Source organism: Streptomyces sp. NPDC031479, from assembly GCF_055581065.1.
The window spans coordinates 19,122-35,313 of record NZ_JBVIKC010000052.1; the positions used below are offsets into that span (position 1 = coordinate 19,122).

14 protein-coding genes and 4 tRNA genes are annotated in these 16,192 nt (G+C 70.9%); 11 read left to right on the forward strand and 7 right to left on the reverse strand.

Annotated features, from left to right (window positions below; all coding sequences use genetic code 11):
• The first annotated feature begins 32 nt into the window (after nucleotides 1-32).
• Nucleotides 33-1,103 carry a phosphoribosylformylglycinamidine cyclo-ligase gene (purM, locus tag ACZ5D2_RS35065; protein ID WP_371677495.1) on the forward strand — a complete coding sequence of 357 codons (1,071 nt, stop codon included), beginning with the start codon at nucleotides 33-35 and terminating at the stop codon, nucleotides 1,101-1,103.
• A 102-nt stretch (nucleotides 1,104-1,205) separates the two neighbouring features.
• Here the strand turns inward: purM and ACZ5D2_RS35070 are convergent, their stop codons facing one another.
• Both ACZ5D2_RS35070 and ACZ5D2_RS35075 read right to left on the reverse strand, forming a co-directional pair.
• Nucleotides 1,206-1,469, reverse strand: a complete 264-nt coding sequence (locus tag ACZ5D2_RS35070; RefSeq protein WP_266575285.1) for a DUF3073 domain-containing protein — start codon at nucleotides 1,467-1,469, stop codon at nucleotides 1,206-1,208.
• Between the two features lie 276 nt (nucleotides 1,470-1,745).
• Nucleotides 1,746-2,855, reverse strand: coding sequence for a Leu/Phe/Val dehydrogenase (locus ACZ5D2_RS35075; protein ID WP_371677494.1), 1,110 nt, complete (start codon nucleotides 2,853-2,855; stop codon nucleotides 1,746-1,748).
• Nucleotides 2,856-3,105: 250 nt separating this feature from the next.
• Here ACZ5D2_RS35075 and ACZ5D2_RS35080 point away from each other — a divergent pair, with 250 nt between their 5' ends.
• Together ACZ5D2_RS35080 and bldC are read left to right on the forward strand one after the other, a co-directional pair.
• Nucleotides 3,106-3,939, forward strand: a complete 834-nt coding sequence (locus ACZ5D2_RS35080) for a DUF8083 family protein (RefSeq protein WP_371677493.1) — start codon at nucleotides 3,106-3,108, stop codon at nucleotides 3,937-3,939.
• A gap of 579 nt (nucleotides 3,940-4,518) precedes the next feature.
• On the forward strand, nucleotides 4,519-4,725 hold the full coding sequence (gene bldC / locus ACZ5D2_RS35085; RefSeq protein ID WP_003949541.1) for a developmental transcriptional regulator BldC: 207 nt from the start codon (nucleotides 4,519-4,521) through the stop codon (nucleotides 4,723-4,725).
• 627 nt (nucleotides 4,726-5,352) lie between these two features.
• On the opposite strand, the gene ACZ5D2_RS35090 is transcribed toward bldC, so the two are convergent.
• Together ACZ5D2_RS35090 and hrpA are read right to left on the reverse strand one after the other, a co-directional pair.
• Nucleotides 5,353-5,426: transfer RNA gene (locus ACZ5D2_RS35090), tRNA-Asp, on the reverse strand.
• A gap of 69 nt (nucleotides 5,427-5,495) precedes the next feature.
• Nucleotides 5,496-9,419: an ATP-dependent RNA helicase HrpA gene (gene hrpA, locus ACZ5D2_RS35095; RefSeq protein ID WP_371677492.1), complete on the reverse strand. Its 3,924-nt coding sequence runs from the start codon at nucleotides 9,417-9,419 to the stop codon at nucleotides 5,496-5,498.
• A gap of 111 nt (nucleotides 9,420-9,530) precedes the next feature.
• Here hrpA and ACZ5D2_RS35100 point away from each other — a divergent pair, with 111 nt between their 5' ends.
• Genes ACZ5D2_RS35100 through ACZ5D2_RS35110 form a run of 3 tightly spaced genes read left to right on the forward strand, consistent with a single transcriptional unit; the run spans nucleotide 9,531 to nucleotide 11,615 of the window.
• Nucleotides 9,531-9,986: a hypothetical protein gene (locus ACZ5D2_RS35100; RefSeq protein ID WP_468935128.1), complete on the forward strand. Its 456-nt coding sequence runs from the start codon at nucleotides 9,531-9,533 to the stop codon at nucleotides 9,984-9,986.
• A 55-nt stretch (nucleotides 9,987-10,041) separates the two neighbouring features.
• Complete coding sequence (locus tag ACZ5D2_RS35105; protein WP_371677490.1) at nucleotides 10,042-10,794, forward strand: DsbA family protein; 753 nt, start codon at nucleotides 10,042-10,044, stop codon at nucleotides 10,792-10,794.
• A complete protein-coding gene (locus tag ACZ5D2_RS35110) occupies nucleotides 10,791-11,615 on the forward strand; it encodes a cytochrome c biogenesis CcdA family protein (protein WP_371677489.1) in 825 nt (274 codons plus the stop codon). Before ACZ5D2_RS35105 ends, ACZ5D2_RS35110 begins: the two co-directional genes overlap by 4 nt.
• A 40-nt stretch (nucleotides 11,616-11,655) precedes the next feature.
• On the opposite strand, the gene ACZ5D2_RS35115 is transcribed toward ACZ5D2_RS35110, so the two are convergent.
• The 3 genes from ACZ5D2_RS35115 to ACZ5D2_RS35125 all read right to left on the reverse strand — a co-directional run bounded on the left by ACZ5D2_RS35115 (nucleotide 11,656) and on the right by ACZ5D2_RS35125 (nucleotide 11,936).
• A tRNA-Phe gene (locus ACZ5D2_RS35115) sits at nucleotides 11,656-11,729 on the reverse strand.
• Nucleotides 11,730-11,751: 22 nt separating this feature from the next.
• Nucleotides 11,752-11,825: transfer RNA gene (locus ACZ5D2_RS35120), tRNA-Asp, on the reverse strand.
• Nucleotides 11,826-11,863: 38 nt separating this feature from the next.
• A tRNA-Glu gene (locus tag ACZ5D2_RS35125) sits at nucleotides 11,864-11,936 on the reverse strand.
• Between the two features lie 103 nt (nucleotides 11,937-12,039).
• Here ACZ5D2_RS35125 and ACZ5D2_RS35130 point away from each other — a divergent pair.
• The 5 genes from ACZ5D2_RS35130 to ACZ5D2_RS35150 all read left to right on the forward strand — a co-directional run.
• Nucleotides 12,040-12,390: a metallopeptidase family protein gene (locus tag ACZ5D2_RS35130; RefSeq protein ID WP_345500333.1), complete on the forward strand. Its 351-nt coding sequence runs from the start codon at nucleotides 12,040-12,042 to the stop codon at nucleotides 12,388-12,390.
• Nucleotides 12,387-12,899, forward strand: coding sequence for a FluC/FEX family fluoride channel (locus tag ACZ5D2_RS35135; protein ID WP_468935134.1), 513 nt, complete (start codon nucleotides 12,387-12,389; stop codon nucleotides 12,897-12,899). The genes ACZ5D2_RS35130 and ACZ5D2_RS35135 overlap by 4 nt, the downstream gene beginning before the upstream one ends.
• A complete protein-coding gene (locus ACZ5D2_RS35140; RefSeq protein WP_468935137.1) occupies nucleotides 12,896-13,270 on the forward strand; it encodes a fluoride efflux transporter FluC in 375 nt (124 codons plus the stop codon). Before ACZ5D2_RS35135 ends, ACZ5D2_RS35140 begins: the two co-directional genes overlap by 4 nt.
• Before the next feature lie 106 nt (nucleotides 13,271-13,376).
• A complete protein-coding gene (locus tag ACZ5D2_RS35145) occupies nucleotides 13,377-13,979 on the forward strand; it encodes a hypothetical protein (RefSeq protein ID WP_468935141.1) in 603 nt (200 codons plus the stop codon).
• A 275-nt stretch (nucleotides 13,980-14,254) separates the two neighbouring features.
• The coding region (locus ACZ5D2_RS35150; RefSeq protein WP_468935144.1) for a DEAD/DEAH box helicase at nucleotides 14,255-16,192 on the forward strand (1,938 nt) is incomplete at its 3' end.

Genomic DNA, 16,192 nt, shown 5'->3' on the forward strand with positions numbered 1-16,192 from the left:
CCGCAGTAACGACACGAAAGCTCTCTCCTGTCATGACAGAGAAGACCACCGGTGCCAGCTACGCAGCCGCAGGCGTGGACATCGAAGCGGGCGACCGCGCCGTCGAGCTGATGAAGGAGTGGGTGAAGAAGACGCAGCGCCCCGAGGTCCTCGGCGGCCTCGGCGGCTTCGCCGGCCTCTTCGACGCCTCCGCCCTCAAGCGCTACGAGCGCCCGCTGCTGGCCTCGGCCACCGACGGGGTGGGCACCAAGGTCGACATCGCCCGCCAGATGGGCGTGTACGACACGATCGGCCACGACCTGGTCGCGATGGTCATGGACGACATCGTCGTCTGCGGCGCCGAGCCGCTCTTCATGACGGACTACATCTGCGTCGGCAAGGTGCACCCCGAGCGTGTCGCGGCGATCGTGAAGGGCATCGCCGAGGGCTGCGTCCTCGCCGGCTGCGCCCTGGTCGGCGGCGAGACCGCCGAGCACCCGGGCCTGCTCGGCCCGGACGACTTCGACGTCGCGGGCGCCGGCACCGGCGTCGTCGAGTACGACCGCCTGCTGGGCGCCGATCGCATCCGTACGGGTGACGCCGTCATCGCGATGGCTTCGTCCGGCCTTCACTCGAACGGGTACTCGCTCGTCCGCCACGTCCTCTTCGACCGGGCCGGGATGTCCCTGGACCAGCACGTCGAGGAGCTCGGCCGGACCCTCGGCGAGGAGCTGCTGGAGCCGACCAAGATCTACTCGCTGGACTGCCTGGCGCTCACCCGCACGGCCGAGGTCCACGCCTACTCGCACATCACCGGCGGCGGCCTCGCGGCGAACCTGGCCCGGGTCATCCCGGACCACCTGCACGCCACCGTCGACCGCTCCACCTGGACCCCGGGTGCGGTCTTCGACCTGGTCGGCAAGGCCGGATCGGTCGAGCGGCTGGAGCTGGAGAAGACCCTCAACATGGGCGTCGGCATGATGGCCGTGGTCCCGCAGGAGTCGGTGGACGTGGCCCTGGCCACCCTCGCGGACCGGGGCGTCGACGCGTGGGTCGCCGGCGAGATCCTCGACCGGGGCGACCACGCCGAGGGCGCGACCCTCACCGGCTCGTACGCGGTCTGAGCAGCACTGAAACCCGGTCCGGGGCACAAGCCCTGGACCGGGTTTCAGTGTTTACGGGTGTTGGAGCCGCGGGCGGAAAACCCGGTGCAGGAGTCCTGCGCGTCAAGCCCCGCGACGGTGCGCCGACGGACCGGACTCTTCGTCCTCGTCCTCGTCGTCATCGCTGTTGTACAGATCCGCGTACTTGGCGTACGGGTCGTCGTCGTCCAGATCGTCATCGACTTCGACCGGCGCGCTGATAGGCAGCGGCTCTGTCGGCGATGCGCCCAGCTCATTGGCCAGACGCGAGAGGTCAGTCCCGCCGCTGTTGTACTTCAGCTGGCGGGCGACCTTTGTCTGCTTGGCCTTGGCCCGGCCGCGCCCCATGGCTCGACCCCCTCGGTGACGGGGCTCGACGGCCCCAGAGTCTGACACGCGTTCATGGTTCGGAGCGGGCTCTCCGTGGAGAGACCGTCCGTAGGGGTTTAACGGTACCTGCTTCCGCGGCCATACGGTACGCCGCCCGCATGACACGCCTCGGCGCAGAACCAGCGGGACACCCCGTACTCGCTGGTCAGCTGCGATTTTAACGCTTTCCTGGCCCACGACCCGCCGAAGTGCAGTGAGTTCCGTCTCGCCGCACCCCGGCGGGTCCCGCCGGACCTAGGCCGTGCGGGCCGCGTTGCGCGCGGCGAGGGCGTCGGCCATGCGCTGCTCGGCGATCCGGTCGGCCGCGGCGGCCGGAGGAATCCCGTCCGCCTTCGCACGTGCGAATATGGCCAGAGTGGTGTCGAAGATCTTCGCCGCCTTGGCCTTGCACCGGTCGAAGTCGAAGCCGTGCAGCTCGTCGGCGACCTGGATGACACCGCCCGCGTTCACCACGTAGTCCGGCGCGTAGAGGATCCCGCGGTCGGCGAGGTCCTTCTCGACGCCCGGGTGGGCGAGCTGGTTGTTGGCCGCACCGCAGACGACGGTCGCGGTCAGCACCGGGACGGAGTCGTCGTTCAGCGCACCGCCGAGCGCGCAGGGGGCGTAGATGTCCAGGCCCTCCGTGCGGATCAGCGCCTCGGTGTCGGCGACCGCCGTGACCTTGCCGCCGGGGTGCTTGTCGAGGATCTCGCGCACGGACTCCTCGCGGACGTCCGTGATCACGACCTCCGCGCCGTCCGAGAGCAGGTGCTCCACCAGGTGGCGGCCGACCTTGCCGACGCCGGCGACGCCGACCTTGCGGCCGCGCAGCGTCGGGTCGCCCCACAGGTGCTGGGCGCTGGCGCGCATGCCCTGGAAGACGCCGAAGGCGGTGAGCACCGAGGAGTCGCCGGCGCCGCCGTTCTCGGGGGAGCGGCCGGTGGCCCAGCGGGTCTCGCGGGCGACGACGTCCATGTCGGCGACGTACGTGCCGACGTCGCAGGCGGTGACGTAGCGACCGCCGAGGGACTCCACGAACCGGCCGTAGGCCAGCAGCAGTTCCTCGCTCTTGAGCACCGACGGGTCGCCGATGATCACGGCCTTGCCGCCGCCGAGGTCGAGACCGGCGAGGGCGTTCTTGTACGACATGCCGCGCGAGAGGTTGAGCGCGTCCCGGACGGCCTCCTCGTCGGAGGCGTACGCGTGGAACCGCGTGCCGCCGAGGGCGGGGCCCAGGGCGGTGGAGTGGATGGCGATGACGGCCTTGAGGCCTGAGGCTCGGTCCTGGCACAGCACGACTTGCTCGTGGCCGCCCTGTTCGCTGCGGAACAGGGTGTGCAGGACGCCGTCGGTCATTTCGGTCACGGTGGTGACTCCCATGGAAGAGATGCGGCGGAAAGGACGCCCGCCCTGCGGGTGGGGGAGGGCGCACTGGGAGCAGAGTAAGACCTGCGGCGCGCGGGAGCGGCCCCTGTCCGGGGATCGGAACACTCCCGTGTGACCGGCCCCGGTCCCCGGTCCCCGGGAAGGGTCCGGACCGCGGCGCGCAGCGGGCCGGCGGGGCATCGGGCGCCCCGGAGGTGAACCGGGCCCCAAATGGGGGGAGTACGAGAGCGTGAACGATTCCCCCCGCCCCGCGCCGGTCGTCCCGTACGCCTCCTACCTGCGGGTCTACGAGCCCTTGGCGGCCTTCCCGGAGCCGGAGCGGACCCACTGGGCGGACTACGCCCGGCGCGGGACGGCCCCGACGGCCCAGGACGAACTGCGACGGTCCCTCTCCGATCTGGTGCGCGTGCCCGTGGTGGGGGTCCCGGCGCACGAGAGCGCGGACGCCTTCACCACGGAGCTGGACGGGTCGCTGCTGGTCTGCCCCTGGCGGACCCGGCTGCGCGGCTGGCTGGCGCTGCGGGAGCTGGCGGATTCCTTCCCCCCGCCGGTCCTCGACGCGGCCCTTCCGGCGGAGACCCGCCGCCGGGCCGCCGAGGAGTACGAGGCGTGGCGCGAGCGGAACCCGGACGCGCGCCCGTGGATCCGCACGGGGGTGTGGCAGGTGCCGCTGCGCTGGTTCGTGCTGGTGGCGGACGAGGAGCGGGAGTACCTGCCGGGCGAACGGCTGCGCTACCGGACGCCGATGGTGCAGGCCCGGCGGCGCCTGGCCAGGGCGCTGCGGACGCTGCGGCAGGCGGAGGGGTACGGGCCGCTGGCCGAGGGGCTGGTGGAGGTCGGCAGCTGGCTGGAGGAGTTCCATCCCCGGTCGATGGTCGAACTGGACTACGGCGGGCTGCTGCACGCGTTGCCCGCTGACGGGCTGGCCGAGGACCGGTCGGCCCGCGATCTGGCGGAGGGGATCGCGGCGTTGCGGGCGGGGGACCTCGACGGGGCGTCGCAGGTGTACGTCGAACTGGCACTGCGCTGGCGAAAGGTGCGGGAGAGACTGTTCGCGAACTGACGGATGAGGCATCGTGTGACGGTGGCCGCACCCCCTTTCGGGCGCGGGGTGTATCGCCCGTATCGGTTGTCATCGGCTGATCGGGCACAAGTGGCTGATCAGAGGCTTGATCACCACATTAGGGTCTTAGTTCCAGGACCTACGTCCTGATACGGGCCATTGGCCCAAGCGTGACGGAACGCACTATCTACACCCTTGCGCCCTTCCCCTACCCTCGTGCCAAAATAGGACAAGGAGTCCGGGGAGGGTTCCTTCCGCCCAACTAAGGGCGGAATGCTCGGTATTGCACTCTATGGGGGGTCTGACGACTCCTGATCGCTCTGTGACTGATCGTCACAGTGGGGTGACTGTCCGTTATGGGGCGGTCCATCGGCTTCCGCCGCTGATGAACACCTCGGAGGGCAATTCCATCGGTTTGGCCCTTGGGGCTGGACGGATGGTGTAGTTGTAGTGCCGAGGACAAGCCGTTCGTCCTATAACCGACTCGGCCTGCGTATGTCCATTTCGGGCAACGCGGGCCAAGGTGCAGAATTTAGAGGAAAGAACCGAGATGGTTCGGTTCTCCCGAGGAGGCCGCTCATGACCGCTCGCACCCCTGATGCCGAGCCGCTGCTGACCCCGGCTGAGGTTGCCACGATGTTCCGCGTGGACCCGAAGACGGTCACCCGCTGGGCCAAGGCTGGCAAGCTCACGTCCATCCGCACCCTGGGTGGACACCGCCGTTACCGCGAGGCCGAGGTTCGCGCACTGCTCGCGGGAATTCCGCAGCAGCGCAGCGAGGCCTGAGGTCCCGCAGCACCACTGCTTTAAACGGGTTCGTATCGGGTCCCCCAATCCGATGAAACCCACATGGCTTCATACGGTGGAGCTTGCCCCAACAGGCCACACCGTCGATCGCGCTGGACTCCGCCGGGTCCAGCGCGATCTTTTTTTATGCCCGGAGGGGGTGCCGTCCCGCGGCCTCAGGGGTGCCGGCGGGGATGGGTGCCATTGCACATATTAAATCGAGCGAGCGTAGGGGTCCGATAAACGTGCGGGTCCCGAAAACTCGTGTGGTGACTCCTGTCACAGCTGATAACTCTTGTACATCCGGCAATGCGCCCCGTAAGGGGATCTCCGGTGCAGAGCGACTCCCGCGGACGGGGGGATTTGCCCTCCCGGGTGACAGGTGTAGCCCGAGCCGCTGGAAGGCCCCTGGAGGCCCCGTGGGGCCGGGAGGGGGGCGCAAGGGCGGTGAGGGGCTCCCGGCGACCGCTGAAGGCCCCTCAGGGCCGTTCGGGGTCGCCGCGCGATCGGCTGGGTGATCATGCGGGCACGGGGGGTGCCGGGGGTGCCCCCGCCCCTCCCGGGGGCGGTACCCGGGAACGCGTCAGGGCCCGTATCCCTTGCGGAATACGGGCCCTGACGTTTCTGCGAACCTGACGGGACTTGAACCCGCGACCTCCACCTTGACAGGGTGGCGAGCTAACCAACTGCTCCACAGGTCCTCGTTCGCGGCCGATTGCCCGGCTGCGAATGACACTGTACAGCAGGTCAGGGGGTGCGGTCGAACCCGATCACGGGGCGAGGGCGTCGACCGCCTTCACGATGCGTTTGTCGGAGATCGGGTAGGCCGTCCCGAGCGCGTGGGCGAAGTAGCTGACCCGCAGTTCCTCGATCATCCAGCGGATCTCGGTGACCGCCTCCGGCACCGGGCGGCCCTTCGGCAACTGCTCCAGCAGCCACAGGTACTCGTCCCGCATCTCGTGGACCTTCTCCATGCGCGTGGTGTCGCGCTGGGCGCCCGTCGGCATCTGCTGGAGCCGCCGGTCGGCCGCCACGAGGTACCGCATCAGGTCCGGCAGCCGGCGCAGGCCCGCGAGGGTCACGAAGCCGGCCGGCACCAGGGCCGCCAGCTGCGCCTTCACGTCCGCGACGTTCGCCATCAGGGCCAGGCTGTTGGTCGCCTTCAGCCGCCGCTCGCACGCCTGCCAGGCGGCGAGCACCTGCTGCACCTGGGCGACGGCCCGTACGGTCGTGTCCACCAGGTCGGCCCGCACCGCGTCGTAGAGCTTCCGGAAGCCCGCCTCGTCCCAGGCCGGGCCGCCGTGGTCGGCGATCAGCCTGTCGGCCGCCGCCGTGGCGCAGTCGTCGAACAGGGCCTGGATGGAGCCGTGCGGGTTGCGGGACAGGGCCAGCTTCTGCTGGTTGGTGAGCTTGTCCGAGGCGAACTTCGCTGGGTTCACCGGGATGTTGAGGAGGATCAGCCTCCGGGTGCCCAGCCACATGGCCTGCTGCTGCTCGGCCTCGGTGTCGAAGAGCCGTACGCAGACGCTGGTCCCTTCGTCCACCAGCGCCGGGTACGCCTTCACCGGCTGGCCCGCCCGACGGGTCTCGAACACCCGGGTCAGGGTGCCGATCGTCCAGTCGGTCAGCCCGGAGCGCTCCAGCGATTCCCCGCCCGCCCGCTCGGCGGTGGCCGCCGCGGCCTTGGACAGGGCCTGGCGGGCCTTGGGCTTCAGGGAGAGCCGCAGGGCCTCCAGGTCCTTGTCCTCGGCGAGCTTCTTGCGCCGCTCGTCGACGATCCGGAAAGTGATCTTCAGGTGGTCCGGGATCCGGGTCAGGTCGAAGTCGTCGGCCGAGACCGGCACCCCGACCATCCGGTGCAGCTCCCGCGCCAGCGTCACGTGCAGCGGCTCCTGCAGGGGGACGGCCGTGTCCAGGAAGCGGGTCGCGAAGTTCGGCGCCGGTACGTAGTGCCGGCGGATCGGCTTCGGCAGCGAACGGATCAGCTCGGTGACGACCTCCTCGCGCAGCCCCGGGATCTGCCAGTCGAAGCCCTCGTCCGTGACCTGGTTCAGCACCTGGAGCGGGATGTGGACGGTCACGCCGTCCGCGTCCGCGCCCGGCTCGAACTGGTAGGTCACCCGGAACTTCAGCCGGCCCTGCTGCCAGCTGTCCGGGTAGTCGGCCTTGGTGACCCCGGCCGCCTTCTCCGTGAGCAGCATCTCGCGCTCGAAGTCGAGGAGTTCGGGCTCCTCGCGCTTCTTGTGCTTCCACCAGGAGTCGAAGTGCGCCCCCGAGACCACGTGCTCCGGGATGCGCTGGTCGTAGAAGTCGAAGAGGGTCTCGTCGTCGACCACGATGTCCCGGCGCCGCGCCCGGTTCTCCAGCTCCTCCACCTCGGTGAGGAGCTTGCGGTTGTCGGCGTAGAACTTGTGGTGCGTGCGCCAGTCGCCCTCGACCAGCGCGTTGCGGATGAACAGCTCCCGCGAGACCTCGGGGTCGATGCGGCCGTAGTTGATCTTCCGCTGGGCGACGATCGGCACCCCGTACAGGGTCACCTTCTCGTACGCCATCACCGCCGCCTGGTCCTTCTCCCAGTGCGGCTCGCTGTACGTGCGCTTGATCAGGTGCTGCGCGAGCGGCTCCACCCACTCGGGCTCCACCTTCGCGTTCACCCGCGCCCACAGCCGCGAGGTCTCGACCAGCTCCGCCGACATCAGGAACTTCGGCTGCTTCTTGAAGAGGGAGGAGCCCGGGAAGACCGCGAACTTCGCCGAGCGGGCGCCCAGGTACTCGTTCTTGTCGGTGTCCTTCAGGCCGATGTGCGACAGCAGGCCGGCCAGCAGCGAGATGTGGATGTTCGTCTCGGCGCCGTCCGCCTCGTTGACGTGGATCCCCATCGTCTTGGCGACCGTACGCAACTGCGAGTAGATGTCCTGCCATTCGCGGATGCGCAGGAAATTCAGGTACTCCTGCTTGCACATCCGGCGGAAGGACGACGAGCCGCGTTCCTTCTGCTGCTCGCGGACGTAGCGCCACATGTTCAGGAACGAGAGGAAGTCGCTCGTCTCGTCCTTGAAGCGGGCGTGGTTCTGGTCCGCCTGCGTCTGCTTGTCCGAGGGCCGCTCGCGCGGGTCCTGGATCGACAGCGCCGCCGCGATCACCATGACCTCGCGGACGCAGTTGTTCTTGTCCGCCTCCACCACCATGCGCGCCAGCCGCGGGTCCACGGGCAACTGGGACAGCTGGCGGCCCATCGGGGTGAGCCGCTTGCGGTGGTCCTTCTCGGCCGGGTCCAGCGCGCCCAGCTCCTGGAGCAGCTGCACGCCGTCCCGGATGTTGCGGTGGTCCGGCGGGTCGATGAAGGGGAACTTCTCGATCTCGCCCAGGCCCGCCGCGGTCATCTGGAGGATGACGGACGCCAGGTTGGTGCGCAGGATCTCGGCGTCCGTGAACTCCGGACGGGCGGTGAAGTCGGCCTCGGAGTAGAGCCGGATGCAGATGCCGTCGCTGGTACGGCCGCAGCGGCCCTTGCGCTGGTTGGCGCTGGCCTGCGAGATCCGCTCGATGGGCAGCCGCTGCACCTTGGTGCGGTGGCTGTAGCGCGAGATGCGGGCCGTGCCCGGGTCGATCACGTACTTGATGCCGGGGACCGTCAGGGACGTCTCCGCGACGTTCGTCGCCAGGACGATCCGCCGGCCCGTGTGCTGCTGGAACACCCGGTGCTGCTCGGCGTGCGAGAGGCGGGCGTAGAGGGGGAGCACCTCGGTGGAACGGAGCTTGCGCTTCTCCAGCGCGTCCGCCGTGTCCCGGATCTCGCGCTCACCGGAGAGGAACACCAGGATGTCGCCCGGCCCCTCCCCCTGGAGTTCGTCGACGGCCTCGCAGATCGCGGTGATCTGGTCGCGGTCGGCGTCCTCGGAGTCCTCCTCCAGCAGCGGCCGGTAGCGGACCTCCACCGGGTACGTCCGCCCGCTGACCTCGACGATCGGCGCGTCCCCGAAGTGCCGGGAGAACCGCTCGGGGTCGATGGTCGCCGAGGTGATGACGACCTTCAGGTCGGGGCGCTTGGGCAGCAGCGTCGCCAGGTAACCGAGCAGGAAGTCGATGTTCAGGGACCGCTCGTGCGCCTCGTCGATGATGATCGTGTCGTAGGCGCGCAGCTCGCGGTCCGTCTGGATCTCGGCGAGCAGGATGCCGTCCGTCATCAGCTTCACGAAGGTCGCGTCCTGGTCCACCTGGTCGGTGAACCGGACCTTCCAGCCGACGGTCTGCCCGATCTCGGACCTCAGCTCCTCGGCGATCCGCTCCGCAACCGTGCGGGCGGCGATCCGGCGGGGCTGGGTGTGCCCGATCATGCCCCGGACACCGCGCCCCAGCTCCATGCAGATCTTGGGGATCTGCGTGGTCTTGCCGGAGCCGGTCTCGCCCGCGACGATCACGACCTGGTGGTCGCGTATCGCCTCGGCGATCTCGTCCTTCTTCTGGCTGACGGGCAGGTTCTCGGGATACGTGACCTCCGGCATCCGCGAGGCACGGCCGGCCAGTCGCTCGGCGGCCTTGGTGGCCTCCGCGGCGATCTCGTCGAGCACGGCCTGCTTGGCCTCGGGCTTGCGGATGCGGCGGGCGCCTTCGAGGCGGCGGCCGAGGCGGTGCGCGTCACGGAGGGAGATCTCACCGAGAAGCGTCTGCAGGGCGGCGAAGGAAGTAGACATACCTGGTCGAGGATCTCACCTGGGCCGGGCGGGTGGCGAACGCATTTGTGCCCCTCCCCGTACCATTTCGGGACGAGTCCCCCCGTTTGCGCAAGTGAGAGGCAGCCCACCGTGTCCCGCCGCCGTCGTGTGTGGTGCCTCCTGGCCGCCGTGCTCGCGACGCTGCTGGTCGCGGTGGTCCCGCCGGATGTCGTGCCGCGTGCCGTGGCGCGTGCCGTGGCGCCGCCGGATGCCGTGGCGCGTACCGCCGTGCCGTCGCGTGCCGTGGTGCCGCGGGGCGTCGAGTCCCGTGCCGCCGTCCGGCCCTTCGCCCCGGCCGGCCCCGAGGCCCCGGCCGTGGCGGTGGGCCCGCAGGAGCGGGGGCCCCGCTGCGCGCCCGACGCCCCCGGCCACGACGGCGTCCCCGCCGTACCGCCGCGGACCGGGTGCGATCACGCGCAGCTCCCGGCCGCCGGGGTCGTGCCCGGGGAGGCCCGCCCGCGCGGCACGGCGCCCCTGCGGGTCCTCGTACGCGGGCCCGACCGCCCGGCGCCCGGCCCCGTGGAGCTGTCGGTGCTGCGGGTGTAAGGGGAGCGGTCACCACCGGTCCCCTTCACCCCTTCCGCCGCCCTGGAGCACCCGTATGTCCTCTTCCGCCCGCAAGCCCCGGCCCGCCTCCCGCAAACGAGCCTCCCGCACGCCCCTGCTGATCTGCGCCGGGGTCGCCGCCGCCGCGATCACCCTCGGACTCGTCTCCTGGCAGGCCTCGGCCCCCCGGGACGAGTCCCGCGACACCGCCTCCGCCGCCGGCTCCACCCCCGGCGCCGAGGACCCCCTGGCCGAGCTCAAGGCCCTGGCCCGCCGCGAGGCCGGCGACAAGCTGGCGCTGGGCCGCCCCGACGCGCCCGTCGTCCTCATCGAGTACTCCGACTTCAAGTGCGGCTACTGCGGCAAGTTCGCCCGGGACACCGAGCCCGCCCTGGTGAAGAAGTACGTCGGGGACGGCACCCTGCGCATCGAGTGGCGCAACTTCCCGATCTTCGGCGCCGACTCCGAGGCCGCCGCCAAGGCCGCCTGGGCGGCCGGACAGCAGGACCGCTTCGCGGCCTTCCACGCCGCCGCGTACGCCGACGGCGCCAAGGAGAAGGGCTTCGGCGCGGAACGGCTCGTCGAGCTGGCCCGCGAGGCCGGGGTCCCCGACCTGGAACGGTTCCGGCAGGACATGGCCGGCCCGCAGGCCGCCGAGGCGCTGCGCAGGGACCAGGAGGAGGGCTACCGCATCGGCGTGAGCTCCACCCCGTCCTTCCTGGTCGGCGGGCAGCCGCTCGCGGGCGCCCAGCCCCTCGCCGCCTTCGAGGCCGCCATCAGCCGGGCCGCCGAGGCGGCGCGCAAGTGAACGGCATCGGATACCTGGCCGCCCTGCTGGGCGGCCTCCTCGCCCTGCTGAGCCCGTGCAGCGCCCTGCTGCTGCCCGCCTTCTTCGCCTACTCGATCGACTCCACCTCCCGGCTCCTGGCCCGCACCGGGATCTTCTACGCGGGCCTCGCGAGCACCCTCGTACCGCTGGGCGCGGCGGGCTCGTACGCTGGCCGGTTCTTCCACGGCCACCGCGAGGGGCTCGTCCTCTTCGCCGGGTGGCTGATCATCGCGCTCGGTCTCGCGCAGATCCTCGGACTGGGCTTCTCCTCCCGCCGGATCTCCGAGCTGTCCGGGCGGATCCGGCCGGTCACCGCGCTGTCCGTGTACGCGCTGGGCGCCGTCTACGGGCTGGCCGGCTTCTGCGCCGGTCCGATCCTGGGCAGCGTCCTGACGGTGGCGGCGGTCAGCGGCAGTCCGGTCTACGGCGGCCTGCTGCTGGCGGTGTACGCGCTGGGCATGGCCGTGCCCCTGTTCCTGCTGGCCCTGCTCTGGGACCGCTTCGACCTGGGCCGGCGGCGCTGGCTGCGCGGCCGGCCCCTGCGGCTGGGCCGGCTCCGGCTGCACTCGACCTCGCTGCTGTCCGGCCTGTTCTTCATCGTCCTGGGCGCCCTGTTCCTGGCCTTCGACGGGGCGAGCGCCCTGCCCGGGCTGCTGGACGTGGACGATTCGTACGCGGTGGAGGAGCGGGTGCGTTCCGTCGCGGACGCGGTGCCGGACTGGGCGCTGCTGGGCCTGGTCGCCGCGGGTGCCGTGACGGTCGGGCTGGTGCGCTGGCGCCGGACGCAGCGGGAGGGGTGAACGCGAAAGGCCCCGTCCGATGGACGGGGCCTTCCTTTTGTGGCTGGGGCCGGGGTCGAACCGGCGACCTATCGCTTTTCAGGCGATCGCTCGTACCAACTGAGCTACCCAGCCACGAGACTGTTTCCAGCCTCAGCGAACCTGACGGGACTTGAACCCGCGACCTCCACCTTGACAGGGTGGCGAGCTAACCAACTGCTCCACAGGTCCTTGCATTGTGCGAGAACAAGTCTCGCACATGTACTGCGTACCCCCAACGGGATTCGAACCCGTGCTACCGCCTTGAAAGGGCGGCGTCCTGGGCCACTAGACGATGAGGGCTAAAGGCCCGCCGGGCACTTTCCAGCGCGTCGGGGACGTGAGAAGCATATGGGATCGGGGGAGCTATCGCCAAAACGGTTTCACCCGGGGCGACAATGGCCGGGTGCTGGAGATGACGCGCGAGGAGTTCGAGGAGCTCGTCGCAGAGGCCCTGGACCGCATCCCACCGGAGCTCACGCGGCTGATGGACAACGTGGCGGTGTTCGTCGAGGACGAGCCGCCGACGGACGATCCCGAGCTGCTCGGCCTCTACGAGGGGACCCCGCTCACGGAGCGCGGCGAGTGGTACGCCGGCGTGCTGCCGGACCGCATCACCATCTACCGGAACCCCACGTTGCGCATGTGCGAGGACCGGGAGAGCGTGGTCGCCGAGACGGAGGTGACGGTGGTGCACGAGATCGCCCATCACTTCGGGATCGACGACGAACGACTGCACGCGCTGGGCTACGGATGACCCACCCCGTGCCGGGGGGCGAGGCGATCGACCCCGACGTCGACCTCCACGTACCCGCCCAGCGGGCCGAACCGCAGGGCCGGGTGCTGGCGGCGATCGCGGCGGGCGGGGCCCTGGGGGCATCGGCGCGCTTCGAGGTGGGCCTGCTGTGGCCTGCCGGGCCCGGGGGGTTCCCCTGGGCCACTTTCTGGATCAACGTCTCGGGCTGCGCGCTGATCGGCGTGCTGATGGTGCTGATCAGCGAGGGCGGGCGGAGCGCGCCGCATCCGCTGGTGCGGCCGTTCGTCGGCGTCGGGGTGCTCGGCGGGTTCACCACCTTCTCGACGTACGCCGTCGAGTTCTCCGGGCTGCTGGACGCGGGGCGGGCGGAGGCCGCGCTGGCGTACGCCGGGCTCACGGTGGCCGCCGCGCTGGGCGCCGTCTGGGCGGCGGCCTCGGCGACCCGGCTCGCGGTCCGGCTCGCGGTGCGGCCCGTGGCGGGCCGGCCGGACGGACGGGGGCGCGGGTGAACTGGCTGCTGGTGGTGGCCGGCGCGGTGGTGGGGGCGCCGCTGCGCTACCTGACCGACCGGGCGGTCCAGTCCCGGCACGACTCCGTCTTCCCGTGGGGGACCTTCGTGGTCAACGCCGCCGCCTGCCTGCTGCTCGGGGTGCTGACGGGGGTGGTGCTGGCCGGGGCCGGATCCTCGGGGGCGGTGCTGCTGCTCGGGACGGGCCTGTGCGGGGCGCTGAGCACGTACTCGACCTTCTCCTACGAGACGCTGCGGCTGGCGGAGCGCGGCTGGAAGTTCCTGGCCGTCGCGAACGTCCTGGGATCGGTGCTGGTCGGGCTCGGTGCCGTGCACCTCGGGTCGCAGGTGGCCCGGCAGCTGTTCGCGTAAGGGGCGTGTCTCTTACGGGGTAAAGGGAGTTGGGCTCATTGACCCGCCCAACGCGGACCCCGCCCAGTGTCCCGGAGGTGCCCCCGTGCGCCCTTTGCCGCGCCCCATGTCCGCTTCCCTGAGACTGGCCCTCTCCGCGCTCGCCGTGGCGGCGACGGCAGGCTGCATGAGCGTCGGCGAGGAGGCCGCCAAGCCGGGTCCCGCGGCCTCCGTGGGCGGCAAGGACACCGCCGGGACGAGTGCCGGCCAGGTCGGCCACGGCTCCGGGATCCACGGCAACGGCCATGGCGTGAAGGACGGTACGGGGAACCAGGACGGCAAGTCCGGTGAGCCCGGGAAGGCCTCCGGCGCGACCGGCGCCTCCCCCGGCCCGGGTGTCCCCGCGAAGCCGGGGCTGCCCTCGCCGTCGGCCGGACCGGGGGGCGGGGCGGGCGGGCAGGGCGGGCCGGCGCCGTCCGGCGGCGGTTCGGGTTCCGGCTCCGGATCGGGCGGTTCGGGCTCCGGCGGATCGGGCTCCGGTTCGGGGTCGGGGTCCGGCTCGGGTTCCGGATCCGGAGGCTCTGGTTCCGGTTCCGGGTCCGGCGGGAGCGGAGGGTCGACGACCACCCCGCCCGTGGTGGAACCGACCCCTCCTGTGACGCACCCCACGCCGCCGGAGACCGGTCCGCCGACCCCGCCGACGTCCGAACCGACCACCGGAACGGCCTAGCGCGCGGGGGATCCCGCCCGGTCGGTCCGGGCTGCCCGGAATGCGCACCCTGGGCTCCGTCGCAGGTCAGAGGCCATTCGCACGGAGCGACTTGCCAGACCCCCAGGAGGGTGCGTATGGTTATAGATCGTTTGATCCCATTGCCCGGCGCCGAATCCGAAGAGCGCCGTGTGGCGCGTACTCTCCCTAGCCGTGGCTGACCGCATTGAGGCGGTCGATTTGCGATTCACGGAGTTTGGGCGCGTGCCGAGACTCCGGAAGGTTTCGCATTTCGCATGTCCATTTCCAGTTCTGACCGTTCCGTCATGCCCGAGAACGACACCAACGAGATCGTCGACGCCGAGACCCTCGCGGTCACCGAGGCCATGGAGGCCATCGAGGCGGACGAGATCATCGAGGCCCTCGAGGCCGACGTGACCGGCGGCACCGCCGACTCCGACGACGAGGCCGGCGACGCCGAGCCCACCATCACCTTCGCGGACCTCGGTCTGCCCGAGGGCGTCGTGCGCAAGCTCGCCCAGAACGGTGTCACCACCCCGTTCCCGATCCAGGCCGCGACCATTCCGGACGCCCTGGCCGGCAAGGACATCCTCGGCCGCGGTCGTACCGGCTCCGGCAAGACCCTCTCCTTCGGTCTCCCCACCCTGGCCCGCCTGGCCGGTGGCCACACCGACAAGAAGAAGCCCCGCGCGATCATCCTCACGCCGACGCGTGAGCTCGCGATGCAGGTCGCGGACGCCCTCCAGCCCTACGGCGACGTCCTCGGCCTGAAGATGAAGGTCGTCTGCGGCGGTACCTCCATGGGCAACCAGATCTACGCCCTGGAGCGCGGTGTCGACGTCCTCGTCGCCACCCCGGGCCGCCTGCGCGACATCATCAACCGCGGCGCCTGCTCCCTGGAGAACGTCGAGGTGGCCGTCCTCGACGAGGCCGACCAGATGGCCGACCTGGGCTTCCTGCCCGAGGTCACCGAGCTGCTCGACCAGATCCCCGGCGGCGGCCAGCGCATGCTCTTCTCCGCCACCATGGAGAACGAGATCGGCACCCTGGTCAAGCGCTACCTGTCCAACCCCGTCACGCACGAGGTCGACAGCGCCCAGGGCAACGTCTCGACCATGACCCACCACGTCCTCGTCGTGAAGCCGAAGGACAAGGCGCCGGTCACGGCCGCCATCGCCGCCCGCAAGGGCCGCACCATCATCTTCGTCCGCACCCAGCTGGGCGCCGACCGCATCGCCGAGCAGCTCATCGAGGCCGGCGTGAAGGCCGACGCGCTGCACGGCGGCATGACGCAGGGCGCCCGTACCCGCGTCCTCGCGGACTTCAAGGACGGCTACGTCAACGCGCTCGTCGCCACCGACGTCGCCGCCCGCGGCATCCACGTCGACGGCATCGACCTGGTCCTCAACGTGGACCCGGCCGGCGACCACAAGGACTACCTGCACCGCTCGGGCCGCACCGCCCGCGCCGGCAAGTCGGGCGTCGTGGTCTCCCTGGCCCTGCCGCACCAGCGCCGCCAGATCTTCCGCCTGATGGAGGACGCGGGCGTCGACGCCTCGCGCCACATCGTCCAGGGCGTCGGCGCGTTCGACCCCGAGGTCGCCGAGATCACCGGTGCGCGTTCGCTCACCCAGGTCCAGGCCGACTCCGCGAACAACGCCGCCAAGCAGGCCGAGCGCGAGGTCGCCGACCTCACCAAGCAGCTGGAGCGCCTGACCCGCCGCGCCGCGGAGCTGCGCGAGGAGGCCGACCGCCTCGTCGCCCGTTCCGCCCGCGAGCGCGGTGAGGACCCGGAGGCCGCCGTCGCCGAGGTCGTCGAGGCCGCCGAGGCCGAGGTCGCGGCAGCCGTCGCCGCCGTGGCCGAGCCCGTCGCCCAGGAGCGCACCTTCGAGCGCCGTGACGACCGGGGCAACTACGAGCGCCGCGACAACCGTCGCGACGACCGTGGTGGCGACCGTGGTGGCTTCCGCCGCGATGACCGTCCGTCGGGTGGTTTCCGTTCCGGTGGTGACCGTCGTGACGACAACCGTGGTGGCGGCTTCCGTCGCGACGACCGTCCGTCCGGTGGTTTCAACCGTGATGACCGTGGTGGCGACCGTGGTGGCTTCCGCCGTGACGACCGTCCGTCGGGTGGTTTCCGTTCCGGTGGTGACCGTCGTGACGACAACCGTGGTGGCGGCTTCCGTCGCGACGACCGTCCGTCCGGTGGTTTC

Excerpts from the sequence above, each read along its gene's own strand:
- purM (WP_371677495.1), top strand. The coding sequence starts at position 33 with ATGACAGAGAAGACCACCGGTGCCAGCTACGCAGCCGCAGGCGTGGAC.
- ACZ5D2_RS35070 (WP_266575285.1), bottom strand. The coding sequence starts at position 1,469 with ATGGGGCGCGGCCGGGCCAAGGCCAAGCAGACAAAGGTCGCCCGCCAG.
- bldC (WP_003949541.1), top strand. The coding sequence starts at position 4,519 with ATGACCGCTCGCACCCCTGATGCCGAGCCGCTGCTGACCCCGGCTGAG.
- hrpA (WP_371677492.1), bottom strand. The coding sequence starts at position 9,419 with ATGTCTACTTCCTTCGCCGCCCTGCAGACGCTTCTCGGTGAGATCTCC.
- ACZ5D2_RS35105 (WP_371677490.1), top strand. The coding sequence starts at position 10,042 with ATGTCCTCTTCCGCCCGCAAGCCCCGGCCCGCCTCCCGCAAACGAGCC.
- ACZ5D2_RS35135 (WP_468935134.1), top strand. The coding sequence starts at position 12,387 with ATGACCCACCCCGTGCCGGGGGGCGAGGCGATCGACCCCGACGTCGAC.
- ACZ5D2_RS35145 (WP_468935141.1), top strand. The coding sequence starts at position 13,377 with ATGTCCGCTTCCCTGAGACTGGCCCTCTCCGCGCTCGCCGTGGCGGCG.